The organism is Zhouia amylolytica, from assembly GCF_900116365.1.
GTDB classification, from domain to species: Bacteria; Bacteroidota; Bacteroidia; order Flavobacteriales; family Flavobacteriaceae; genus Zhouia; species Zhouia amylolytica.
In genome coordinates, this window is sequence record NZ_FPAG01000002.1 from 299341 (window position 1) to 317336 (window position 17996).

A 17996-nucleotide genomic window follows, 5' to 3' on the forward strand; every position below is an offset into this window, starting at 1 on the left:
TTCGGAACGTTGGCACGTTCCTCATGATCCCAGGTGGGGGTCCTTGCAAAGAAAACCGGATCTTGCATGGCAAGACCCTCTGTTTTTTTATGCCCAATCTTTCGCTGAAGCTAGCTTCGCTCAGGAATGGGCATAAAAAAACCGGAACGTTGCCGTTCCGGTTTTCTTTGCGGAGAAAGAGGGATTCGAACCCCCGGAGGTGTGACCCTCAACAGTTTTCAAGACTGCCGCATTCGACCACTCTGCCATTTCTCCTTTGCGGTTGCAAATATAAAAACCTTTTTTATTTCTCAAAAGTAAAAATACACCTTTTTTTAAATCAATTTGTATGTGTCTTTGGATCAGTTTTATACAATTCAAAAAAAATTATAATAGGAAGAGTTTTGACTAATAATGTACATTTGCATGCAAATAATATTTATGTCACCTTTATTAGAAGCAGGCTTACTGATAGCAATAGGTTTTATTGTCGGGATTATAAATACCATTTCGGGTGGAGGTTCGACACTTACCCTTCCTATACTTATATTTTTAGGTTTAGATGCTCCTACGGCTAACGGAACGAACCGGATTGCCATATTAACACAAAATATCACTGCAATAGCCGGCTTTAAGAGCAAAGGAATTAAAGTCAGTAAAATTAGTTGGTGGCTCGGAGTGTCAGCTTTGATAGGATCTTTGATCGGTGCTAAAATAGCAATTGACGTTAAAGATGAAACCTTCAATAGAATACTTGCCGTGGTGATGATTTTTATTGTTGGTCTAATGGTTTTTAAACCCAAAAGAAGCCTTGATGAAATTGCGGAGCGCTTAACCGGGAAATATTTTTGGATGTCGCTTGTTGCCTTCTTTTTTATAGGGATATATGGAGGTTTTATCCAGGCGGGTACCGGAATACTAATGATGTTAGCACTTTCTTTTATCAATAATATGAGTTTGGTAAAAACCAATGTCGTAAAGGCCGTAACCATGCTGATCTATACGATAGCCACACTCATGGTATTTTGGTTAACCGATAATCTAAACTTTAAATACGGACTTCTCATGGCTATTGGTCAAGCCACCGGTGGGTGGTTGAGCAGTAGATGGTCTGTAGACAAAGGTGATGGATTTGTGAAGCTTTTTCTTATCTTAATGGTGATTGTAATGGCTGTTAAACTTTGGTTTTTCTAATAGCCGGATAACAAAAACCTATTTATTAAATTAGTTATATTCTCGGCGAAGCCCTTATTTTGTTTTAAATAAAGAGAAGTCATTTCGAGGGAGAAAACATTAAAGAGACTTCAGCAGAACATTTAATATTGAACACTATATCATGGATATCTTAAATAAATTACAATGGCGTTATGCTGTTAAAAAATTTGATTCGGATAAAAAGTTACCGGCAGAGAAACTGGAAGTACTAAAGCAGGCTTTCAATCTAACAGCCACTTCCTATGGTTTACAACCTGTTAAATTATTAATTATTGAAAACCAGAAACTAAAAGATCAACTGGTAGCTCATTCCTGGAACCAGCCTCAGGTGGCGGATGCCTCGCATTTGTTGGTGTTTTGCATTCATAATGATGTTGATGAAAACTATATCAAAACGTATTTTAACAGGGTTAAACAGGTAAGAGAAACTCCGGATGATGTTTTAGAGCCTTTTAGAAATTTCCTGATAGATGACTTTGGAAGTAAAACACAAGAGGAGATTGATACATGGGCGATTAAACAGGCCTATTTAAGCATGGGTAATCTGTTAACCGTTTGTGCAGCTGAAGACATTGACTCTTGTCCAATGGAAGGATTTGTTTCAGAAAAATATGATGAAATTCTGGAGCTTCAAGCAAAGAATTTAAAATCGGTCTTAGTAATGCCTGTTGGTTATAGAGCTGCAGATGATATGTTTGCAGATTTTAAGAAAGTAAGGAAGGAACTTTCAGAAGCTATTGAGGAGATTATTTAAGTAATATTGTCGAATATTTCCTCAGATTGATTTTTTTTAGTTATTTAGGTGGGTAAATCAGAACAGACCAATACCCAAATAATACATCAATGAAAAAATCAATCTCCTACCTTTTGTTTTTTCTATTCATTAGTTTATCGCTTCATGCCCAGGTTAAACCGAATAAGTTCTGGGATGCCATACTACAAAACAATAGAGATCAGGCCGAAAAACATATAAATTCTTTAGGGAAATCAGATATAGAAAAGGCACTTCAAAAGCAATTATTAAGTATTGAAAAAGGAAATATACTTCCGGAAAATACTTTTTATAAAGATATTGCTAAGTACGATCTGGAAGAATTGGAGTATTATTTATACGCCCTCTGGAACCAGCCATACTTCTTTGACAATTATCTCGAACAGGGCTTTTCTAAATATAATGCCAATGCCGTAATTACCCTGAGTAAATTGAACTTCCCGGCAGGAACGGTTAAAGAGGCATTGAAGTATTTGAATGCAATCATTCATCGTAATAATAATGAATGGGAGGCTTATTACGCATCAAATAATAGTGTAAATGCTATTAGAGGATGGCAATATTGTGGAGTTTTTGAGAACCTTAATCAAAGTGGTCATGAGGTGGTGTATCCTCCGGAATCCATAGCACATACCACCACAGATTTTAATGCGAACAGCAATGGATTTATAAATTGGTATGATGCTAAAACCGACCCAAGAGAAGCATATCAGTTTTTTATTAATCACAATGAGTATGGAGCTGGCGTAAGTTATGCCCAGACATTTATCACTTCGAATGAAACTAAAAGAGTGACCTTGCGATTGGGAAGTGGATCGAGTTATAAAGTATGGGTGAATGATGTATTATTATTGGAGAATAATAAAGATGTTCAGCGAGAGATGGATGATGCTCAGGTAGCTTTTGAGTTACCATCAGGAACCAACCGTTTACTCATAAAGTTATCTGAAAGTAACGATCAAACTTATTTTATCGCCCGTTTAACTGATACTTCGGGAAATCCGGTTTCAGGAATAACATCTGCTCCTACATACAAGGAATATAATAAGAGTACACAATCTTCCCTCGAGGCAAAAGTGTTACCAAATAAGTACCATGCTTTTTTTGAAAACAAATTAGCTGAAGATCCCAATAATATGTTCTATGCATTTTGCCTGGCAAATGCTTACTTAAGGGTTTCGAAATATGAAGATGCAAAAAGGGTGATCAAGCCATTTATTGAGGTGTATCCACGAAGTTCATTCCTCAGAAAAACACTTATAAACTGCTATACGATAGAAGGCGATGCTTCTTCAGTAAATAAGATCAAAGAGAATTTGGATAAAGATGATCCGAATTATTATTTGCCACTACTGTTCAAGTTTACAGACCAAGGGGAGTTAACCAGGATGGATGTGAACGAATTGGAAGATTTTTTAGTGCGTTTTCAGAATAGCTGTAAATCTCCCATTATTGCAAAGACTGCCGAATTTATGCTAAACGCCAAGAGACTTGATAAATCGGCAATGAAAAAGAATCTTGATGATCTGCTTGAAATAACCAAAGACAGAATAAGTTTAAGGGTAACATTTGCTCCTGCGTACGAACAGGTGTTTAATGATAAAGAGCGGGCCATTGGAATTTTAGAAGAAGTGAATCGTAATTATTTTGACTATAGTGCATTACTCAGTCTTTCTAATTATTATCAAAAGGAGAATAAAAAGGATAAAGCACTGCAGCTGTTTGAAGATAAATACGAATACTTTAAAACCGATAATACTATTATTTCAGACTATGTAGCACGCCTGTTGAAGTATGAAATGTATGAGGAGGCCATACCTTATCTGGAACGATCCCTATATAACTTTCCCTATGCGTTTACCGCCATGGAAGAACTTGGCGATGCCTACCTGCAACTGGGCAAAAAGGAGGAGGCAATCAAATGGTTTCAAAAATCACTTTCCCATAATAGTAGCAGCGCTGCATTACGAACGAAAATAAATAACATTAAAAAAGTTGGGGATCCAATCAACGACCTGGTAAGTGAAGGGGTATATGAGCTTTTAGCGGAAGAAAGAAATAAGATATCAGAGAATCATTACGGGTATAATATTTTATTAGATGAAGTCGCAGTTCACCTGTTTGAGGAAGGAGGCGGAAAGTATCGATTTAGAATGGCTTATGAGATTACGGGTCAAAATGGGATCGATACCTTTAAAGAGTATAATATAGGACTAACCGGCAGCTTTACGGTGCATAATTCAGAAATTGTTAAAAAAGACGGATCTTTAGTGCCAGCCGATAGGAGTGGAGCTAATTTAGTCTTTCAAGGTTTGGGTATAGGTGACGTAGTGTATATAGATTGTGAATATATCTTCAGTGAGTATGGTAGGTTTTATAAAGATTTTATTGATACTTTTCAAATAGATGCTTCACACCCGGTAGTAAAACAATCATATAAAATCCTTGTTCCTAATTCCATCTCGTTAGGTTATAAAGTTGTGAACGGTAGCTTGAAGGAACATACCAAAAAGTATGGCGATTATAAACTGATTGAATGGACCCTCGAAAATAATGAAAGTAAGCCCCGCGAAGAATCGTATATGCCACCTTCATCAGATGTGTATCGAACATTGCATCTAAGCACCGTAAAAGATTGGAGTGTTATTGCTAACTGGTATTCGGACCTGGTAAGGTCTACAATGGAAATTAATGATGTCGTTTCCCAGACCTTTAAAGAGATCTTCCCGAACGGATATAAAGGACTCACAGAAAAGGAGAGAGCTGAGAGGATATATGCATATATGACTACTAATTTAAATTATAGTCATGTGAGCTTCAGACAAAGTGGATATGTACCCCAAACCCCGTCCAAAACCTTAAAAACCAAATTAGGAGACTGTAAAGACTTTTCGTCTTTATTTGTTACGTTGGGGGAGATGGCAGAACTCGAGAGTATAATGGTGCTGATCCTTACCTCCGATTATGGTAAAAGAGCTATGGTGTTACCGAATAAAAACTTCAATCATTGTATCGTCAAAGTTAAATTCGATGGGGCATATCAATATTTGGAGTTGACGGACAAAAACCTGCCGTTTCAAGCCCTTCCAAACTCTTTAATAGGTGCTAGTGCTCTTGATATACCAAGAAAGTCGGAAGCGGGTAAAGAGAGTGAATTGTATAACCTCGGGGATGTTAAGCGCGCAGCAACTGTTTTTTATAATGCGGCTGATATTAAGATCGCAGAAGATCAAAAAACATATGATATCACAACGGAAGTTTCCGGGAGCTTGAAATCCAGTTATGCCGATTTATTTGCCTCAAATGGTGATGAAATTGTAAAACAGCACATTCAATCAGATTTCAAAAAGCGAATGGGGATAGACCTTGTTTTAAATGAGATTACGAATGTTCAGAACGAAAGTAAGTCAGCATCCTTGAGCTTTGATTCTAATATAACAGTTAATGAAACAGATAATAAGATAGGAGAAGTTAAAATATTTAAATTACCTACCCTGGCCAATGCGTATACTACCAGTATTGTAGACGAAAAGGAGAGGCAATATCCAATCGATTATATACAATATGAAAACACGGATGAATACATCACCGAATATCATATAAGTCTGCCGCAAGACGGTCAATTTGTGGAGATTCCTGAAAACAAATCATTTCAATTTCAGGATCACCGTTTTAATATTACTTATAAGCGAATCTCAGATGCAGTCCTCGAAGTGAAAATGGTGGCCAAGGTAGATCGCAAAGAAATAGCTACCGATGATTATTTAGCCTTTAAAGAGTACGTAAAGGGCATATTGGAGGCTAAGGAAACGTTTATTGGGTATAAGTTGAAGTAGGTCAGAGAAGGGATGATTATGAGTTTTTTTGATTATGGATTCCGCAATAAATGCGGAATGACAGATTGGAAAAATCAATTTATCCAAATCATCCAATGCGCCAGCTCGCCCCTTCACTAAATTAGTCCACTGGACTAATTTTAAACGCTTGGTCGCCCCTTTAGGGGTGCATGAGGCAAGGAATTTTTTTGTATAACGTCACTGCGAGGAGGATAATAATCCGACTTGGCAGTCTCATCAATTGTAGTTGACAGCCTTCAAATGGATTCCGAAACAAGTGCGGAATGACAAAGGTGGAGTATTCGTGTTCATTTTGACATGGATTCCGCAACGAGTGCGGAATGACAGTGGAATGATAATAGGTATAAAAAAAGGCAGCGATAAGCTGCCTTTTTTATTTCTAATATGAAGTATTAATAATTTTTATAGTCAACAATCTCTAAGCCATACCCAATCATACCCACACGTTTTGTGTGTTCTGAATTACTCATTAAAATAATTTTAGAGATATCAATATCGTGTAAGATCTGAGCACCTATACCAAAATCTTTACTATCCATTTTAATTTTAGGAGCTTTCATTTCACCTTCGGCTTGAAGCGACTTTAATTCTTTTAAACGTCTTAACAAGTCTAATGCACGAACTTCCTGGTTAATAAATAAGATGGCTCCTTTGCCTTCTTCATTTATTTGCTTAAACATGCTGTCTAACTTCTTGTCAGCATCATTGGTTAGCGTTCCTAAAATATCATTGTTTACAAGCGTAGAGTTAATACGTGTAAGTATCGGGTCTCCAAGCTTCCAGCTACCCTTCGTTAGAGCGATGTGTATGTGTCTGTTGGTGGTTTGTTGGTAAGCTCTTAGTCTGTATGTACCGAAACGTGTTTCAATGTCGAAGTCTTCCTTTTTGTCGATCAGACTGTCGTGTTGCATTCTATAACCTACCAGGTCTTCGATAGAAACCAGTTTAAGGTCAAACTTTTTAGCCACCTCTACTAATTCCGGCAAGCGGGCCATGGTACCATCTTCATTCATGATTTCGCAGATAACTCCAGCTGGTTGAAACCCTGCAAGACGAGCAAAATCAATGGCTGCTTCCGTGTGCCCGGTTCTACGTAAAACACCACCTTCTTTGGCAGTAAGTGGAAATATATGCCCCGGACGTGTAAGTGCGTGCGGTTTGGTTTCCTTGTTTACTAAGGCTTTTATGGTTTTAGCACGGTCAGAAGCCGAGATCCCGGTAGTAACACCTTCACCTTTTAAGTCGACAGATATGGTAAAAGCAGTTTCCATGGCATCTGTATTATGCTGTACCATGGGTTGTAATTCGAGCTCACGACATCTTTTTTCGGTGAGCGGAGCACAAATTAATCCCCGGCCATGAGTAGCCATGAAATTGATCATTTCCGGAGAAATCTTATCAGCTGCAGCAACAAAATCACCCTCATTCTCGCGATCTTCATCATCTACAACAATAATCACTTTTCCATTTCTTATATCCTCAATAGCTTCTTCTATCGTATTGAGTTTTATCGTATTTTCAGAAATTGTAGTTGCCATAACAAATTTTGTACAAAATTAAGTATTACTGCAATATTAGGCAGTATCCTTTTTAAAGAAGTTTTTCGTGGCATTAAAAAAGCCAACTATTTTTAGAAATATTTTATTAGAGAAAAGCCTGTCCATACTCATAACTGCTTTATCAGCCGTTGCTCTTCGGGTAAACAAGATGCCTAACGGAAGCATTATAGCGGTTGCTAACCACGAACCAACAAAAGGAGGGATGCTTCCATCCTCAGCATAGTTCTTGGCAAAAATGCCGATAAAGTGATAAGCCAAAAATAGCAGGATGGCAACCACCATAGGCAAGCCGATACCTCCTTTACGGATGATAGCACCTAAAGGGGCTCCAACAAAGAATAAAATAATACACCCTAATGCCAACGCGAATTTATCGTTGATCGCAATCCGGTGTAGCATATAAATTTTATTTCTTCTGTTCAGATCAAATTTTTTATTACTAATGGTGGTAACGGAATTGGAGATATTATTCAAGGCGTACTCAAATAATTGTACTCTCCTGTAGTCTTCGTATTGATTGACAATATCTTCTACTGAATTAATCGCTACCGTATCTTTTATTTCCTCCTTAGGTAGGGAAATATTTAAATTTAAACTGTCCTTTTCCTCCACCGGAGCAGCATTCACAGATTTGTTCAGGTATATGATTCCCGATCTTTTATAGATATTGTCACCAAATTTGGTAATAATTTTATTGTTTTGATCCTTAAGGGAGTCTATAGCCTTTCTAAGTTCAGGAACCGTAAGCATTTTATGGGTGTTATTCACATCACCCTCCTCCAGATCTTCATTGTTTAATTCAGAAAGGTCTACATTAATGGTGTAGGTTTCAAAATGCGCCTTGGCATGCGGATAGTTTGTACTTCTATTATTCTTGGGTTTGATGTCTTCGTAATAGTTTCCATCCTTTAAAACCAATTGTAGGATATCCGATTTTTCACTACTCACCAATTCCCCTTCTTTTGCTTTAATCACGTTAATATTATCACCGGAATTATTCCGTTTATGGATAATGATGGATTTTAGCATTCGGTCATCCTCACCGTATTTATCATCCACTTTGATGTTCATGTTTGATTCACCAATATCCGAGAAGACACCTTCGGTGATGGCCAAAGCAGGTTTTACTTTCGCAATATTCCGTCTCAGGTTATACGACTTGTATTCCGCTGCAGGAATGACATTGTTCGCAAAGAAGAAAGTTCCGACCGCTAAAAATAATATAAATATAATAAGAGGTTTCATGGCTCGTTGTAAAGAGATCCCTGAAGCCTTCATGGCAGCAAATTCATAGTTTTCAGCTAAGGCTCCGAAGGTCATTATAGAAGCCAATAACACCGTTAGTGGAAGTACTTGCGGTACCAAATTAGGCATGAAATAGAATAAGAACTTGCCAATAATGACAAGATCAAGCCCTTTACCAGCCAGTTCATCAATAAACATCCATATGGTCTGGAAGACGAATATGAACATCAGGATAACAAACGAACTAGTAAAGTTGAATAAAAACCTCGCTAGAATATAACGGTCTAATATTTTCATTTAAAACAATCCTAAACTATGGTTGAGTGCTATATAAATATAACTCAACAGCGCTGCTAAATAATTAGTTCTTTATGATATAATATCCTTCATCCTCATATTTAGCCTCGTTAAAGGTAAATAACGATTTTGAAAGAGGCTGGTTCGTTTTAAAAGAATTAACAGTTATCGTTGTTTCCGTTCCGTTTTTACCAGTCTCAATAAGGTTGTAGATGTGCTTAGTCTGTGCGTCTATACCTAAAAGGATTGTTTGTGTTTCCGAGTTTGAATCAATAGGGGTAAGTTTTACGTATTGAATTTGTCTTCCCTTCACATTTTTTGCAGCATCCCAGGCATAGCGATAGCCATCTCTGTAAAAAGTAAGCATCTTCGAAGGAGTAATGGTTCCTTCTTCTTCAGCATCCTTACTTTCGATAACTACCTCTTCATTTTCAGGAATAACGGTATAAATCTTTTGTCCATCGAACATTTTTGTTGCTCCCAGGTAATTAAAAAGATATTTATCACCCGCGATGGTTACATTGCCACGAGTTTCCTGGTGTATACTTTCCTTTTTATTTTCGAGTACGTATTTAAAGTCCACGTATATATTATCGTAACTTTTCACCTTATTGTATACTTCATCCAAAAGCGATTTAGCTTTACCACTGTTCTGAGCAAACCCTGTTAATGTAAACATTACTATCGATACAAAAAGTGCAATTTTCTTCATTGTCATTTAATTATTATTTTGTTCGTTTTCTAATAATTCTTGCAAAGATACAATATCTGGCACTAATACCTGACGAGCTTTGCTTCCTTCGAACGGACCAACGATACCGGCAGCTTCCAATTGATCGATAATTCTACCGGCGCGATTATAGCCTAGTTTTAGTTTACGCTGTAGCAAAGAAGCAGAACCCTGCTGTGCAGTTACAATTACTTCGGCCGCCTCATTAAATAGTTTGTCGCGATCAGAGATATCTACATCAATCCCCGTGCCAGAATCTTCCCCAACATACTCAGGAAGTAAAAGGGCTTCAGGGTAAGCACGTTGCGATCCGATATAATCTGTTATTTTTTCTACTTCAGGCGTGTCGACGAAGGCACATTGTAAACGAACGATATCATTCCCCTGGGTGTAAAGCATGTCTCCACGACCGATTAATTGATCGGCCCCAGGTGAATCTAAAATGGTTCTTGAGTCTATTTTCGAAGTTACTCTAAAGGCCACCCTCGCAGGGAAGTTAGCTTTAATTATACCGGTAATAACATTTACTGACGGACGTTGGGTTGCAATAATCAGGTGAATACCGATAGCCCTTGCTAACTGTGCAAGTCGCGCAATAGGAGTTTCAACCTCTTTTCCCGCGGTCATAATTAAATCAGCAAATTCATCTACCACCAAAACGATATAAGGCAAGAATTTATGTCCATCATTAGGGTTGAGTTTTCGAGCCTTGAATTTGGCGTTGTATTCTTTAATGTTACGAACCATGGCATTTTTCAAGAGCTCGTAACGGTTATCCATTTCAATACACAGAGAGTTTAGTGTATTTATAACCTTGGTATTGTCGGTGATAATGGCATCTTCACTATCCGGTAGTTTGGCCAGAAAATGTCTTTCGATCTTATTGAATAAGGTAAGTTCTACTTTCTTAGGATCTACCAGTACGAATTTAATTTCGGCAGGGTGTTTTTTGTATAGGAGGGAGGTTAGGATGGCATTCAAACCAACCGATTTACCTTGTCCTGTAGCACCAGCCATCAGTAAGTGAGGCATTTTAGCCAGATCGACCACGAAAGTTTCGTTACTCACATTTTTACCAAATGCAATCGGAAGTTCCATTTCTGCCTTTTGGTATCTGGAGGAAGCGATCACCGAACGCATTGATACAATAGATGGATTCTTATTCGGTACTTCGATCCCTATGGTTCCTTTACCCGGGATAGGAGCAATAATACGAATTCCTAAAGCTGCTAAAGACAATGCAATATCGTCTTCGAGGTTTTTGATTTTAGAGATTCGCACTCCGGCCGAAGGTACAATTTCATATAAAGTAACCGTAGGCCCGATAGTAGCCTTTATCTGCGAAATCTCAATTTTATAATCCTTTAGGGTGCGTACAATCGTATTTTTATTTTCTTCCAGTTCTTCCTGGTTGATGGTAATACCGGTATTACCCCCATAATCTTTCAGGAGTTCCAGCGTCGGAAATTTGTAATGACTTAGATCCAGTTTAGGATCAAACTCACCAAAATCTTTTACCAGCCTGTCAGAAAGAATATCAGTTTCTTCTTTTTCTTCTTCTACTTTTTCTACCTGTATTTGAATCTCATCGCTTGACGCTGTCGCCGGTTCAGGTTTAGCGGTAGCAACAGGAGCATCGTCTTTAGCAAGTTTAACCTCAAAAGAGTTTTCGATGTCTACATCCGAAATTTCAGAGGCTTTGGTATCATTCACAATGGAAGTGGTGCCAGCAATTTCGTTGTCTTCATCAGTATCTGCCGGTTCCGTATCTGTATTTTCACCAACATCCTCGTTATTGGACGATGGTTTTTTACTGGCCAATTCCGAGGCAAGGTCCTTTTTGGCAGACTTAAAGAAATTGAGCACTTTTTCCGGCGTTGCTCCCCAGCGTGTTACTGCGTAAATTACAAAGGTGAAGGTCAGTAGGAGAACAATACCTAACTTACCGATATATGACTGTAAGAAGTCATTGAGTTCATATCCGATGACACCACCTAATAAGGGTTCCTGTTGGGCAAAGAATCCAAGAAGGATAGAGAACCATAAAATGATTAAGATGCCCCAGAACCATCGGTTGTATAGTTTTTTCTTCTCTAGGTTTAAAAAATAGAAGCCGCCTGTAATAAACATGAGTACAGGGATTACAATGGCAGTAATACCAAAACCTTTATAGATGAAAAGGTGACTGATAGAAGCGCCAAATTTGCTCAGCCAGTTTTTGGCTTCGGCATTCCTGTTACTAAACTCAGAGAGTATGCTTTGATCTTGCTGCCATGTAAAAAAATAAGAAACAAAAGCCATGAGGAAGGCTATACTCAACAGCATGAGAAGGCTACCAAAAATAATTTTTTGCTTATTAGAGAATGTAAATTTGGGAAGCGTAGTAGTAGTAGCTTTTTTAGTCTTTGGTTTCGATTTTTTTCTAGCCATTAGCAAAGTTAGGTTTGTAACAAAAATACAAATTACAAACGTATAGAATCAATTTATATTTTTAAAATATTTTAGGGAGGTAGATGATCAGTCCTACAACAATAGCGGCAATGGCAGTCATGAAAACCGCTCCGGCAGCTATGTCTTTTATAAAACCGATTTTTTTATGGTGCTCAGGATGTACAAAATCAGCCATTTTCTCAATCGACGTATTCACTCCTTCTACACCCATGATAAGACCAATGGTTAAAATTTGAATGGCCCATTCAGAGGCTGAAATTTCAAAAAAGAATCCGGCTATAGTTACGATAATGGCAATGCCTGTTTGTATTTGAATACTGGATTCGGTTTTAACTAAAAGATACGCCCCGCGAAAGGCGTATCCAATACTTTTTATCCGATCTTTTATAAAGTGATTCATGAATTCTTTAAAGCTTCAATCGCACTGTCATAGTCAGGTTCTTCAGTAACTTCCTGAACTTGTTCGGTATACGTCACTTTACCATTTTCATCGATAATAACAATAGCCCTGGCCAATAGTCCTTTAATAATGCCATCCGTATAGGTCAGCTTGTAGTTTTGCCCGAATCCATTTCTGAAATCAGAAAGGGTAATCACATTGTTCAAACCTTCAGCGGCACAAAATCGAGACATCGCAAATGGGAGGTCTTTGGAGATGCATAGCACTTTTGTGTTGTCTGATTCACTTGCTATTTTATTAAATCGGTGCATGGAAGCCGCGCAAGTGCCTGTGTCAAGACTGTGGAAAATGTTTAAGACCACTTTAGAGCCTTTATAAGTATCCAGGGTTACTTCCTCAAGATCTCCGTTAACCAGGCTGAAGTTCGGAGCTGTTTCTCCTTTTTTCGGCAATTCACCTTCTGTATGTATAGGCGAACCTTTAAAGTATACTGATGCCATAATTTTCATTTTTTTTAATTCCCTTTAAAGGTAGAAATTAATACGAAGGAAATAAATTTTATGGAAAGAAAAATCCCCGAATGTTTCCATTCGGGGATTTTCTTTTTCTATAGCATTTTTCCCTTATTTGTCTATCGACCCAAGTACACGTTCCATAAAAGTATTAAGAGCTTCTTTTTGTGACATACCATCTTTCTTCATTCTATCTACTTCGATGGCTCCGTACATGTTTGAGATAAGTTCGCCAATTACGTCGAGCTCCTCATCTTTTAAAGAAGATACTTCAGTGATCGACTCTAACGTTTCAATTGCTTCGATGACAAAATCTTCGTCGTTTTCCTCAATAAAATTAGTGAGGTGTTTAATTATTGGCAGCTTCATCTACAAAGGCTTTTAATACGTCTGTTTTATTTGTTTGTACCTGGTTTACCAATTCACCACCTTTAAAAGCAGCAAACGTTGGTAAGTTGTCAACTTTAGCCAGTTTTCTGGACTCCGGAAACTTCTCCGCATCAACGATAACAAATGCAGCATTTTCGTGCTCCTGTGAAAACTTTTTAAATTTGGGCTTCATAATACGGCAGTTACCGCACCACCCGGCAGAGAACTGCACTAATACGTTATCGTTTTCAGCTACTATATCCTGCAAGTTGTCTTGCGATAATTCCTGTATCATGATCTTTTTCTTTTTTTAGTTTAAACTTAGGTAATCAGCAACACCTTTTCTGTCCGCAGTCATAGCAGTTTTACCTTCTTCCCAGTTTGCAGGACATACTTCACCGTTTTTCTGAACGTGAGCGTAAGCGTCAATTAATCTTAGGTATTCGTTTACGTTTCTACCTAATGGCATATGGTTGATGCTTTCGTGGAATACAGTTCCTTCCTCGTCAATAAGGTAAGTAGCTCTGTAAGTTACGTTGTCACCTTCGTAAAGGTAAGTGTTTGTTTCCTCGTCAAAAGTCTCATTGGTAAGATCTAAAATACCAAGTACGTTGGCAAGGTTACGGTTACTGTCAGCTAATAGTGGGTAAGTAACACCTTCGATACCACCATTGTCTTTTTCTGTGTTTAACCATGCAAAGTGAACTTCTGCAGTATCACAAGAAGCACCGATAACGATTGTATCTCTCTTTTCAAATTCGCTTAAAGCTTCCTGAAATGCATGTAACTCAGTAGGACAAACAAAAGTGAAGTCTTTTGGGTACCAGAAAAGCAATACTTTTTTGTTGTTCTTTTTTGCTTCTTCTAATACGTTTAGTTTAAAAGTGTCTCCCATTTCGTTCATAGCGTTAACAGCTATGTTTGGGAATTTTTTACCTACGAATGCCATATTCTTTTGTTGTTTTTATGGGTTAATAATTCGAGGGCAAAATTAAAAAGGTTTTCGTTATTGAAAACCTTTTTGAATTGTATTCGCTTATTTAATTATAAGTTTTGTATATGGAGTCTGAAAATCAGATAGTTTACAGTTATGAAAGCACATCTTCGAGTTTAGCCTCTTTTTGTCCAGCCAGCCTTCTTATTTTAATATTCAAAGCCGCATAGAGTAAGGTCATAAACGGACTCAGGTAGTTGAAGAAGGCATAACCTGCAAAGGCGAAGGTGTCAACCCCTAAAACTTTACTATGGTAGGCTCCGCAAGTATTCCAGGGTATTAATACTGACGTTACGGTTCCTGAATCTTCAAGCGTTCTACTTAAGTTTTCAGGCGCCAGTCCTTTGTCTTTATAGGCCTGTGCAAACATTTTACCAGGTACTACAATAGCCAGATACTGATCAGAGGCAGTGGCATTTAGAGCAAGACAAGAGGTTACTGTACTTGCAAACAATCCAAAAGTGGTATGAAATAATTTCAATAATGCCTCTGTTATTTTGCTTAGTGCTCCAATTGCTTCCATGACACCACCAAAAACCATGGCACATATAATAAGCCAGATGGTGCCCAGCATACCATACATTCCACCTGCCGAGAACAAATCGTTCAGATCTGCATTGGTAGTTTCGATAGCGGTATCTACCGTCATGGAATTCATGATCCCAACATAAGCACTTCTAAAGTTTAACTGATCACCACCTCCAATTGTAGCCACTACGTCCGGTTGGAAAATGATAGCAAAAAGGCCTCCTAACAAAGTACCAATGAGTAAGGCTATCAGTGGTTGCGTTTTTCTTATAATCATAAAGATGACCAGTACGGGTACCAGAAATAGCCATGGGGTTATATAAAAAGATTCTTCTATAGAACTTAGTATCCCTGCCGTGTCCGGTGCACCCGATGTATCAATGGTGAATCCAAGTATAATGAATATGATAATTGTAACGGTAATGGTGGGAACAGTGGTAAGTGACATATAACGGATGTGGGTAAATAAGTCCGTTCCGGCCATAGCAGGTGCCAGGTTAGTCGTATCACTTAAAGGCGACATCTTATCCCCGAAATAAGCACCCGATAGTACAGCACCGGCAGTCATACCTAAAGAGATTCCCAAAGCATCTCCAATTCCGATCAGTGCAATACCCACGGTAGCAGAGGTGGTCCAGCTGCTTCCTGTTGCGATCGAAATGATCGCACAAATGATTACGCAGGCTGCAAGGAAAATAGTCGGATTTAATATCTGAAGGCCGTAATAGATCATCGATGGAATAATACCGCTGATAAGCCAGGTTCCGGAAAGGGCTCCAACAAAGAGTAAAATGAGGATGGCTCCGGTGGTAGACTTCACATTTTGCGCCACCTCTTCGATCATGGTGTCATAAGGAACCTTATTAAAGAACCCCACAATGGCAGCCACAGCACCTCCCATCAATAAAATAAATTGGTTCGAACCACTCAATGCATCGTCTCCATAGACAAAAACATTATAGGCCAGCATTCCGATAAGTGCAAAGACAGGAATTAACGCTTCCCATATATTTAATTCCTTATTCGTGATAACTTCCTCGTCTTGAGGTTTTTGGGGTTTTATGTCTTTGCTTTCCATGTATGTTTCGAAATTATAAAGCCGTAATTATACAATAATATTTGATGTTCTGCAAATAGAAAAAAGCCTGAAGATTTCTTCAGGCTCTTGGTTTTTAGTGTGTGTTAAACTAAAGAATATTCAACTCAATCATGCATTGTTTCATGAGTGAATATGTACGTTCTATATCGTTATCTAAGCCGATAGAAAATCTGATCAACCCATCGGTAAGTCCCATTTCTACTTGCTCTTCCTCTGGTATTTCAGAAGAAGTTGAAGTTCCGGGTGCACTGAACAAAGTCTTATAGAAACCTAAACTTACAGCAAGGTAGCCCAGGTTTCTGTCTTGCATAAGTTCCATGAGGTCATTAGCTTTTTCTAATGAGCCAACATCTATGGTGACCATTCCTCCATAGCCATATTCTTTGTTCACTTGTTTCTCCATGAGGGTATGCCCCGGATGAGAGCTCAAACCGGGATAGCTTACTTTTAAACCGTCTTGTTCGAATCGCTCTGCCAGGTAATGAGCATTTTCACTATGCTTTTTGACACGAATGTGTAGCGTACGCATGTTTTTCAAAATAGAAGCTGCTCTGTAGCTGTCCATAGTACTTCCGAGTAACATACCTGCTCCGTCATTTACGTCTTTTAAGCTTAAACAGAATTCGGTAGTACCACAAACCACACCACCGACACAATCACTACTTCCGTTAATAAATTTTGTTAAGCTATGGATTACTACATCTGCCCCAAGTTTTGCCGGAGAGATATTAAGCGGTGAAAAGGTATTGTCTACAACCAGTGGAATATTATGTTTTTTAGCAATTTCAGAAAGTCCTTGAATGTCTGCTACTTCCAAAAGCGGATTACTGATGGCTTCGCAGTACAAGACTTTTGTTTCCTGGGTAATAGCCGCCTCAACGGTGTCAAGTTTAGTGATATCAACAAAGGAGGTGTTAATGTTCAGCTTTGGCAGGAAGTTTTTCATAAAGGCATAAGTTCCCCCATATATAGTTCGACTGGTAACGATATGATCACCTGTGCCGCATAGCTGCATGATCACGGCAGTAATAGCTCCCATACCACTGGCGGTAACATTGGCTGTTTCGGTACCTTCCATGGCCGCAAGAGCCTCACCCAGGTATAGGTTAGAAGGCGAGGAGTGACGAGAATATAGGTAACAACCTTCCGTATTTCCTTCAAAGGTATCGAACATGGTTTTTGCCGATAGAAAGGTATAGGTGGAAGAATCGGAAATCGATGGATTGACCCCTCCGAATTCACCAAAATATTGTAAGTCTTGTATTTTATCTGCCGGTTTGAATTTCATATGTGTGTGTTTAAAATGATCAATAATTAGGTCTTATAATGCGGAGGCCAATTATGATGAGCTAACGCATCTATTTTTCATCAAATTGAATTAAAATCGGTTAAATAATCAATAGTATGTGTGTTATTTAGAAAATAAATCTTTAAATTATTAATATGGTAGATATATATTCATATTTTTGATAAAAGTGTTTTGAAACGATTAAAATATTTCAGCTATGTTGGATGCCACCGATAAAAAATTATTGAAGTTGCTGCAAACCGATGCTAAAAAAACAAACAAAGAGCTGTCTGTTAAGTTAGGATTGTCGGTTACTGCGATCTATGAGCGGATACGTAAGCTGGAGCGTAACGGGGTGATAGATCGCTATGTGGCGCTGGTAGACAGAGCCAAGGTTCGCAAGGGGTTTTCCGTTTTTTGTCATATTAAGCTCATTCAGCATTCACGTGACTATATAAAAGTATTTGAAGCAAAGGTGGCAAAGCTTACCGAGGTGCTGGAGTGTTATCACGTAAGTGGTGATTATGACTATATACTGAAAATTGTTGTCGACGATATGGATGCCTATCGGGAGTTCATGATCAATAAATTAACCACGATAGAGTACATTGGAAGTACCCACAGCATCTTCACGATTGGAGAGGTTAAGAATACGACCATTGTGGAGGTATAGCCTAAAACTATGTTAAGGAATCGGGAGC

Annotated in this window: 15 protein-coding genes and 1 tRNA gene; 4 read left to right on the plus strand and 12 right to left on the minus strand. The window is 38.3% G+C overall.

Annotated elements, in window-relative coordinates; all coding sequences use genetic code 11:
* Positions 1-170: 170 nt before the first annotated feature.
* Positions 171-255, minus strand: a tRNA-Ser gene (locus tag BM361_RS03915).
* 165 nt (positions 256-420) lie between these two features.
* Between BM361_RS03915 and BM361_RS03920 the strand changes: the two genes are divergently transcribed.
* The 3 genes from BM361_RS03920 to BM361_RS03930 all read left to right on the plus strand — a co-directional run bounded on the left by BM361_RS03920 (position 421) and on the right by BM361_RS03930 (position 5802).
* Positions 421-1173: a sulfite exporter TauE/SafE family protein gene (locus BM361_RS03920; protein WP_074977046.1), complete on the plus strand. Its 753-nt coding sequence runs from the start codon at positions 421-423 to the stop codon at positions 1171-1173.
* A gap of 142 nt (positions 1174-1315) precedes the next feature.
* Entirely contained in the window at positions 1316-1948 is a 633-nt protein-coding gene (locus BM361_RS03925) for an NAD(P)H-dependent oxidoreductase (protein ID WP_038264518.1), read from the plus strand.
* Positions 1949-2037: 89 nt separating this feature from the next.
* Positions 2038-5802 (plus strand): transglutaminase domain-containing protein, encoded by a 3765-nt coding sequence (locus BM361_RS03930; RefSeq protein ID WP_074977048.1) that lies wholly within the window; start codon positions 2038-2040, stop codon positions 5800-5802.
* Between the two features lie 413 nt (positions 5803-6215).
* Here BM361_RS03930 and ribB read toward each other — a convergent pair whose 3' ends face one another.
* From ribB to BM361_RS03985, 11 genes are all read right to left on the minus strand, one after another.
* Positions 6216-7361, minus strand: coding sequence for a 3,4-dihydroxy-2-butanone-4-phosphate synthase (ribB, locus tag BM361_RS03935; RefSeq protein WP_139226601.1), 1146 nt, complete (start codon positions 7359-7361; stop codon positions 6216-6218).
* A gap of 36 nt (positions 7362-7397) precedes the next feature.
* Positions 7398-8924, minus strand: coding sequence for an LptF/LptG family permease (locus tag BM361_RS03940; protein ID WP_074977050.1), 1527 nt, complete (start codon positions 8922-8924; stop codon positions 7398-7400).
* A gap of 64 nt (positions 8925-8988) precedes the next feature.
* On the minus strand, positions 8989-9636 hold the full coding sequence (locus tag BM361_RS03945; RefSeq protein WP_038265441.1) for an outer membrane lipoprotein periplasmic chaperone LolA1: 648 nt from the start codon (positions 9634-9636) through the stop codon (positions 8989-8991).
* A 6-nt stretch (positions 9637-9642) separates the two neighbouring features.
* Complete coding sequence (locus BM361_RS03950) at positions 9643-12084, minus strand: DNA translocase FtsK (RefSeq protein WP_074977053.1); 2442 nt, start codon at positions 12082-12084, stop codon at positions 9643-9645.
* A gap of 61 nt (positions 12085-12145) precedes the next feature.
* A complete protein-coding gene (locus BM361_RS03955; protein ID WP_074977055.1) occupies positions 12146-12505 on the minus strand; it encodes a diacylglycerol kinase in 360 nt (119 codons plus the stop codon).
* Positions 12502-13005: a thiol peroxidase gene (tpx, locus tag BM361_RS03960; protein WP_038265438.1), complete on the minus strand. Its 504-nt coding sequence runs from the start codon at positions 13003-13005 to the stop codon at positions 12502-12504. The genes BM361_RS03955 and tpx overlap by 4 nt, the downstream gene beginning before the upstream one ends.
* A 123-nt stretch (positions 13006-13128) precedes the next feature.
* The gene (locus BM361_RS03965) at positions 13129-13386 is read right to left on the minus strand and encodes a DUF6952 family protein (RefSeq protein WP_074977056.1); all 258 of its coding nucleotides are present in this window, start codon (positions 13384-13386) and stop codon (positions 13129-13131) included.
* Entirely contained in the window at positions 13367-13681 is a 315-nt protein-coding gene (locus BM361_RS03970) for a thioredoxin family protein (RefSeq protein WP_074977058.1), read from the minus strand. The genes BM361_RS03965 and BM361_RS03970 overlap by 20 nt, the downstream gene beginning before the upstream one ends.
* Before the next feature lie 15 nt (positions 13682-13696).
* Positions 13697-14335, minus strand: a complete 639-nt coding sequence (locus tag BM361_RS03975; protein WP_074977060.1) for a peroxiredoxin — start codon at positions 14333-14335, stop codon at positions 13697-13699.
* A gap of 139 nt (positions 14336-14474) precedes the next feature.
* Positions 14475-15986, minus strand: a complete 1512-nt coding sequence (gene nhaC, locus BM361_RS03980; protein ID WP_074977061.1) for a Na+/H+ antiporter NhaC — start codon at positions 15984-15986, stop codon at positions 14475-14477.
* Positions 15987-16095: 109 nt separating this feature from the next.
* Entirely contained in the window at positions 16096-17295 is a 1200-nt protein-coding gene (locus tag BM361_RS03985; RefSeq protein WP_074977063.1) for an aminotransferase class I/II-fold pyridoxal phosphate-dependent enzyme, read from the minus strand.
* Between the two features lie 217 nt (positions 17296-17512).
* Between BM361_RS03985 and BM361_RS03990 the strand changes: the two genes are divergently transcribed.
* Positions 17513-17968 (plus strand): Lrp/AsnC family transcriptional regulator, encoded by a 456-nt coding sequence (locus BM361_RS03990; RefSeq protein ID WP_038264492.1) that lies wholly within the window; start codon positions 17513-17515, stop codon positions 17966-17968.
* The last annotated feature ends 28 nt before the right edge of the window (positions 17969-17996 follow it).

What these genes read in the sequence shown, in the direction of transcription:
- BM361_RS03955 (WP_074977055.1), bottom strand. Translation starts at nt 12,505, where the DNA reads ATGAATCACTTTATAAAAGATCGGATAAAAAGTATTGGATACGCCTTT.
- nhaC (WP_074977061.1), bottom strand. Translation starts at nt 15,986, where the DNA reads ATGGAAAGCAAAGACATAAAACCCCAAAAACCTCAAGACGAGGAAGTT.
- BM361_RS03925 (WP_038264518.1), top strand. Translation starts at nt 1,316, where the DNA reads ATGGATATCTTAAATAAATTACAATGGCGTTATGCTGTTAAAAAATTT.
- tpx (WP_038265438.1), bottom strand. Translation starts at nt 13,005, where the DNA reads ATGGCATCAGTATACTTTAAAGGTTCGCCTATACATACAGAAGGTGAA.
- BM361_RS03975 (WP_074977060.1), bottom strand. Translation starts at nt 14,335, where the DNA reads ATGGCATTCGTAGGTAAAAAATTCCCAAACATAGCTGTTAACGCTATG.
- BM361_RS03940 (WP_074977050.1), bottom strand. Translation starts at nt 8,924, where the DNA reads ATGAAAATATTAGACCGTTATATTCTAGCGAGGTTTTTATTCAACTTT.
- ribB (WP_139226601.1), bottom strand. Translation starts at nt 7,361, where the DNA reads ATGGCAACTACAATTTCTGAAAATACGATAAAACTCAATACGATAGAA.
- BM361_RS03985 (WP_074977063.1), bottom strand. Translation starts at nt 17,295, where the DNA reads ATGAAATTCAAACCGGCAGATAAAATACAAGACTTACAATATTTTGGT.
- BM361_RS03970 (WP_074977058.1), bottom strand. Translation starts at nt 13,681, where the DNA reads ATGATACAGGAATTATCGCAAGACAACTTGCAGGATATAGTAGCTGAA.
- BM361_RS03965 (WP_074977056.1), bottom strand. Translation starts at nt 13,386, where the DNA reads ATGAAGCTGCCAATAATTAAACACCTCACTAATTTTATTGAGGAAAAC.
- BM361_RS03945 (WP_038265441.1), bottom strand. Translation starts at nt 9,636, where the DNA reads ATGAAGAAAATTGCACTTTTTGTATCGATAGTAATGTTTACATTAACA.
- BM361_RS03920 (WP_074977046.1), top strand. Translation starts at nt 421, where the DNA reads ATGTCACCTTTATTAGAAGCAGGCTTACTGATAGCAATAGGTTTTATT.
- BM361_RS03950 (WP_074977053.1), bottom strand. Translation starts at nt 12,084, where the DNA reads ATGGCTAGAAAAAAATCGAAACCAAAGACTAAAAAAGCTACTACTACT.
- BM361_RS03990 (WP_038264492.1), top strand. Translation starts at nt 17,513, where the DNA reads ATGTTGGATGCCACCGATAAAAAATTATTGAAGTTGCTGCAAACCGAT.
- BM361_RS03930 (WP_074977048.1), top strand. Translation starts at nt 2,038, where the DNA reads ATGAAAAAATCAATCTCCTACCTTTTGTTTTTTCTATTCATTAGTTTA.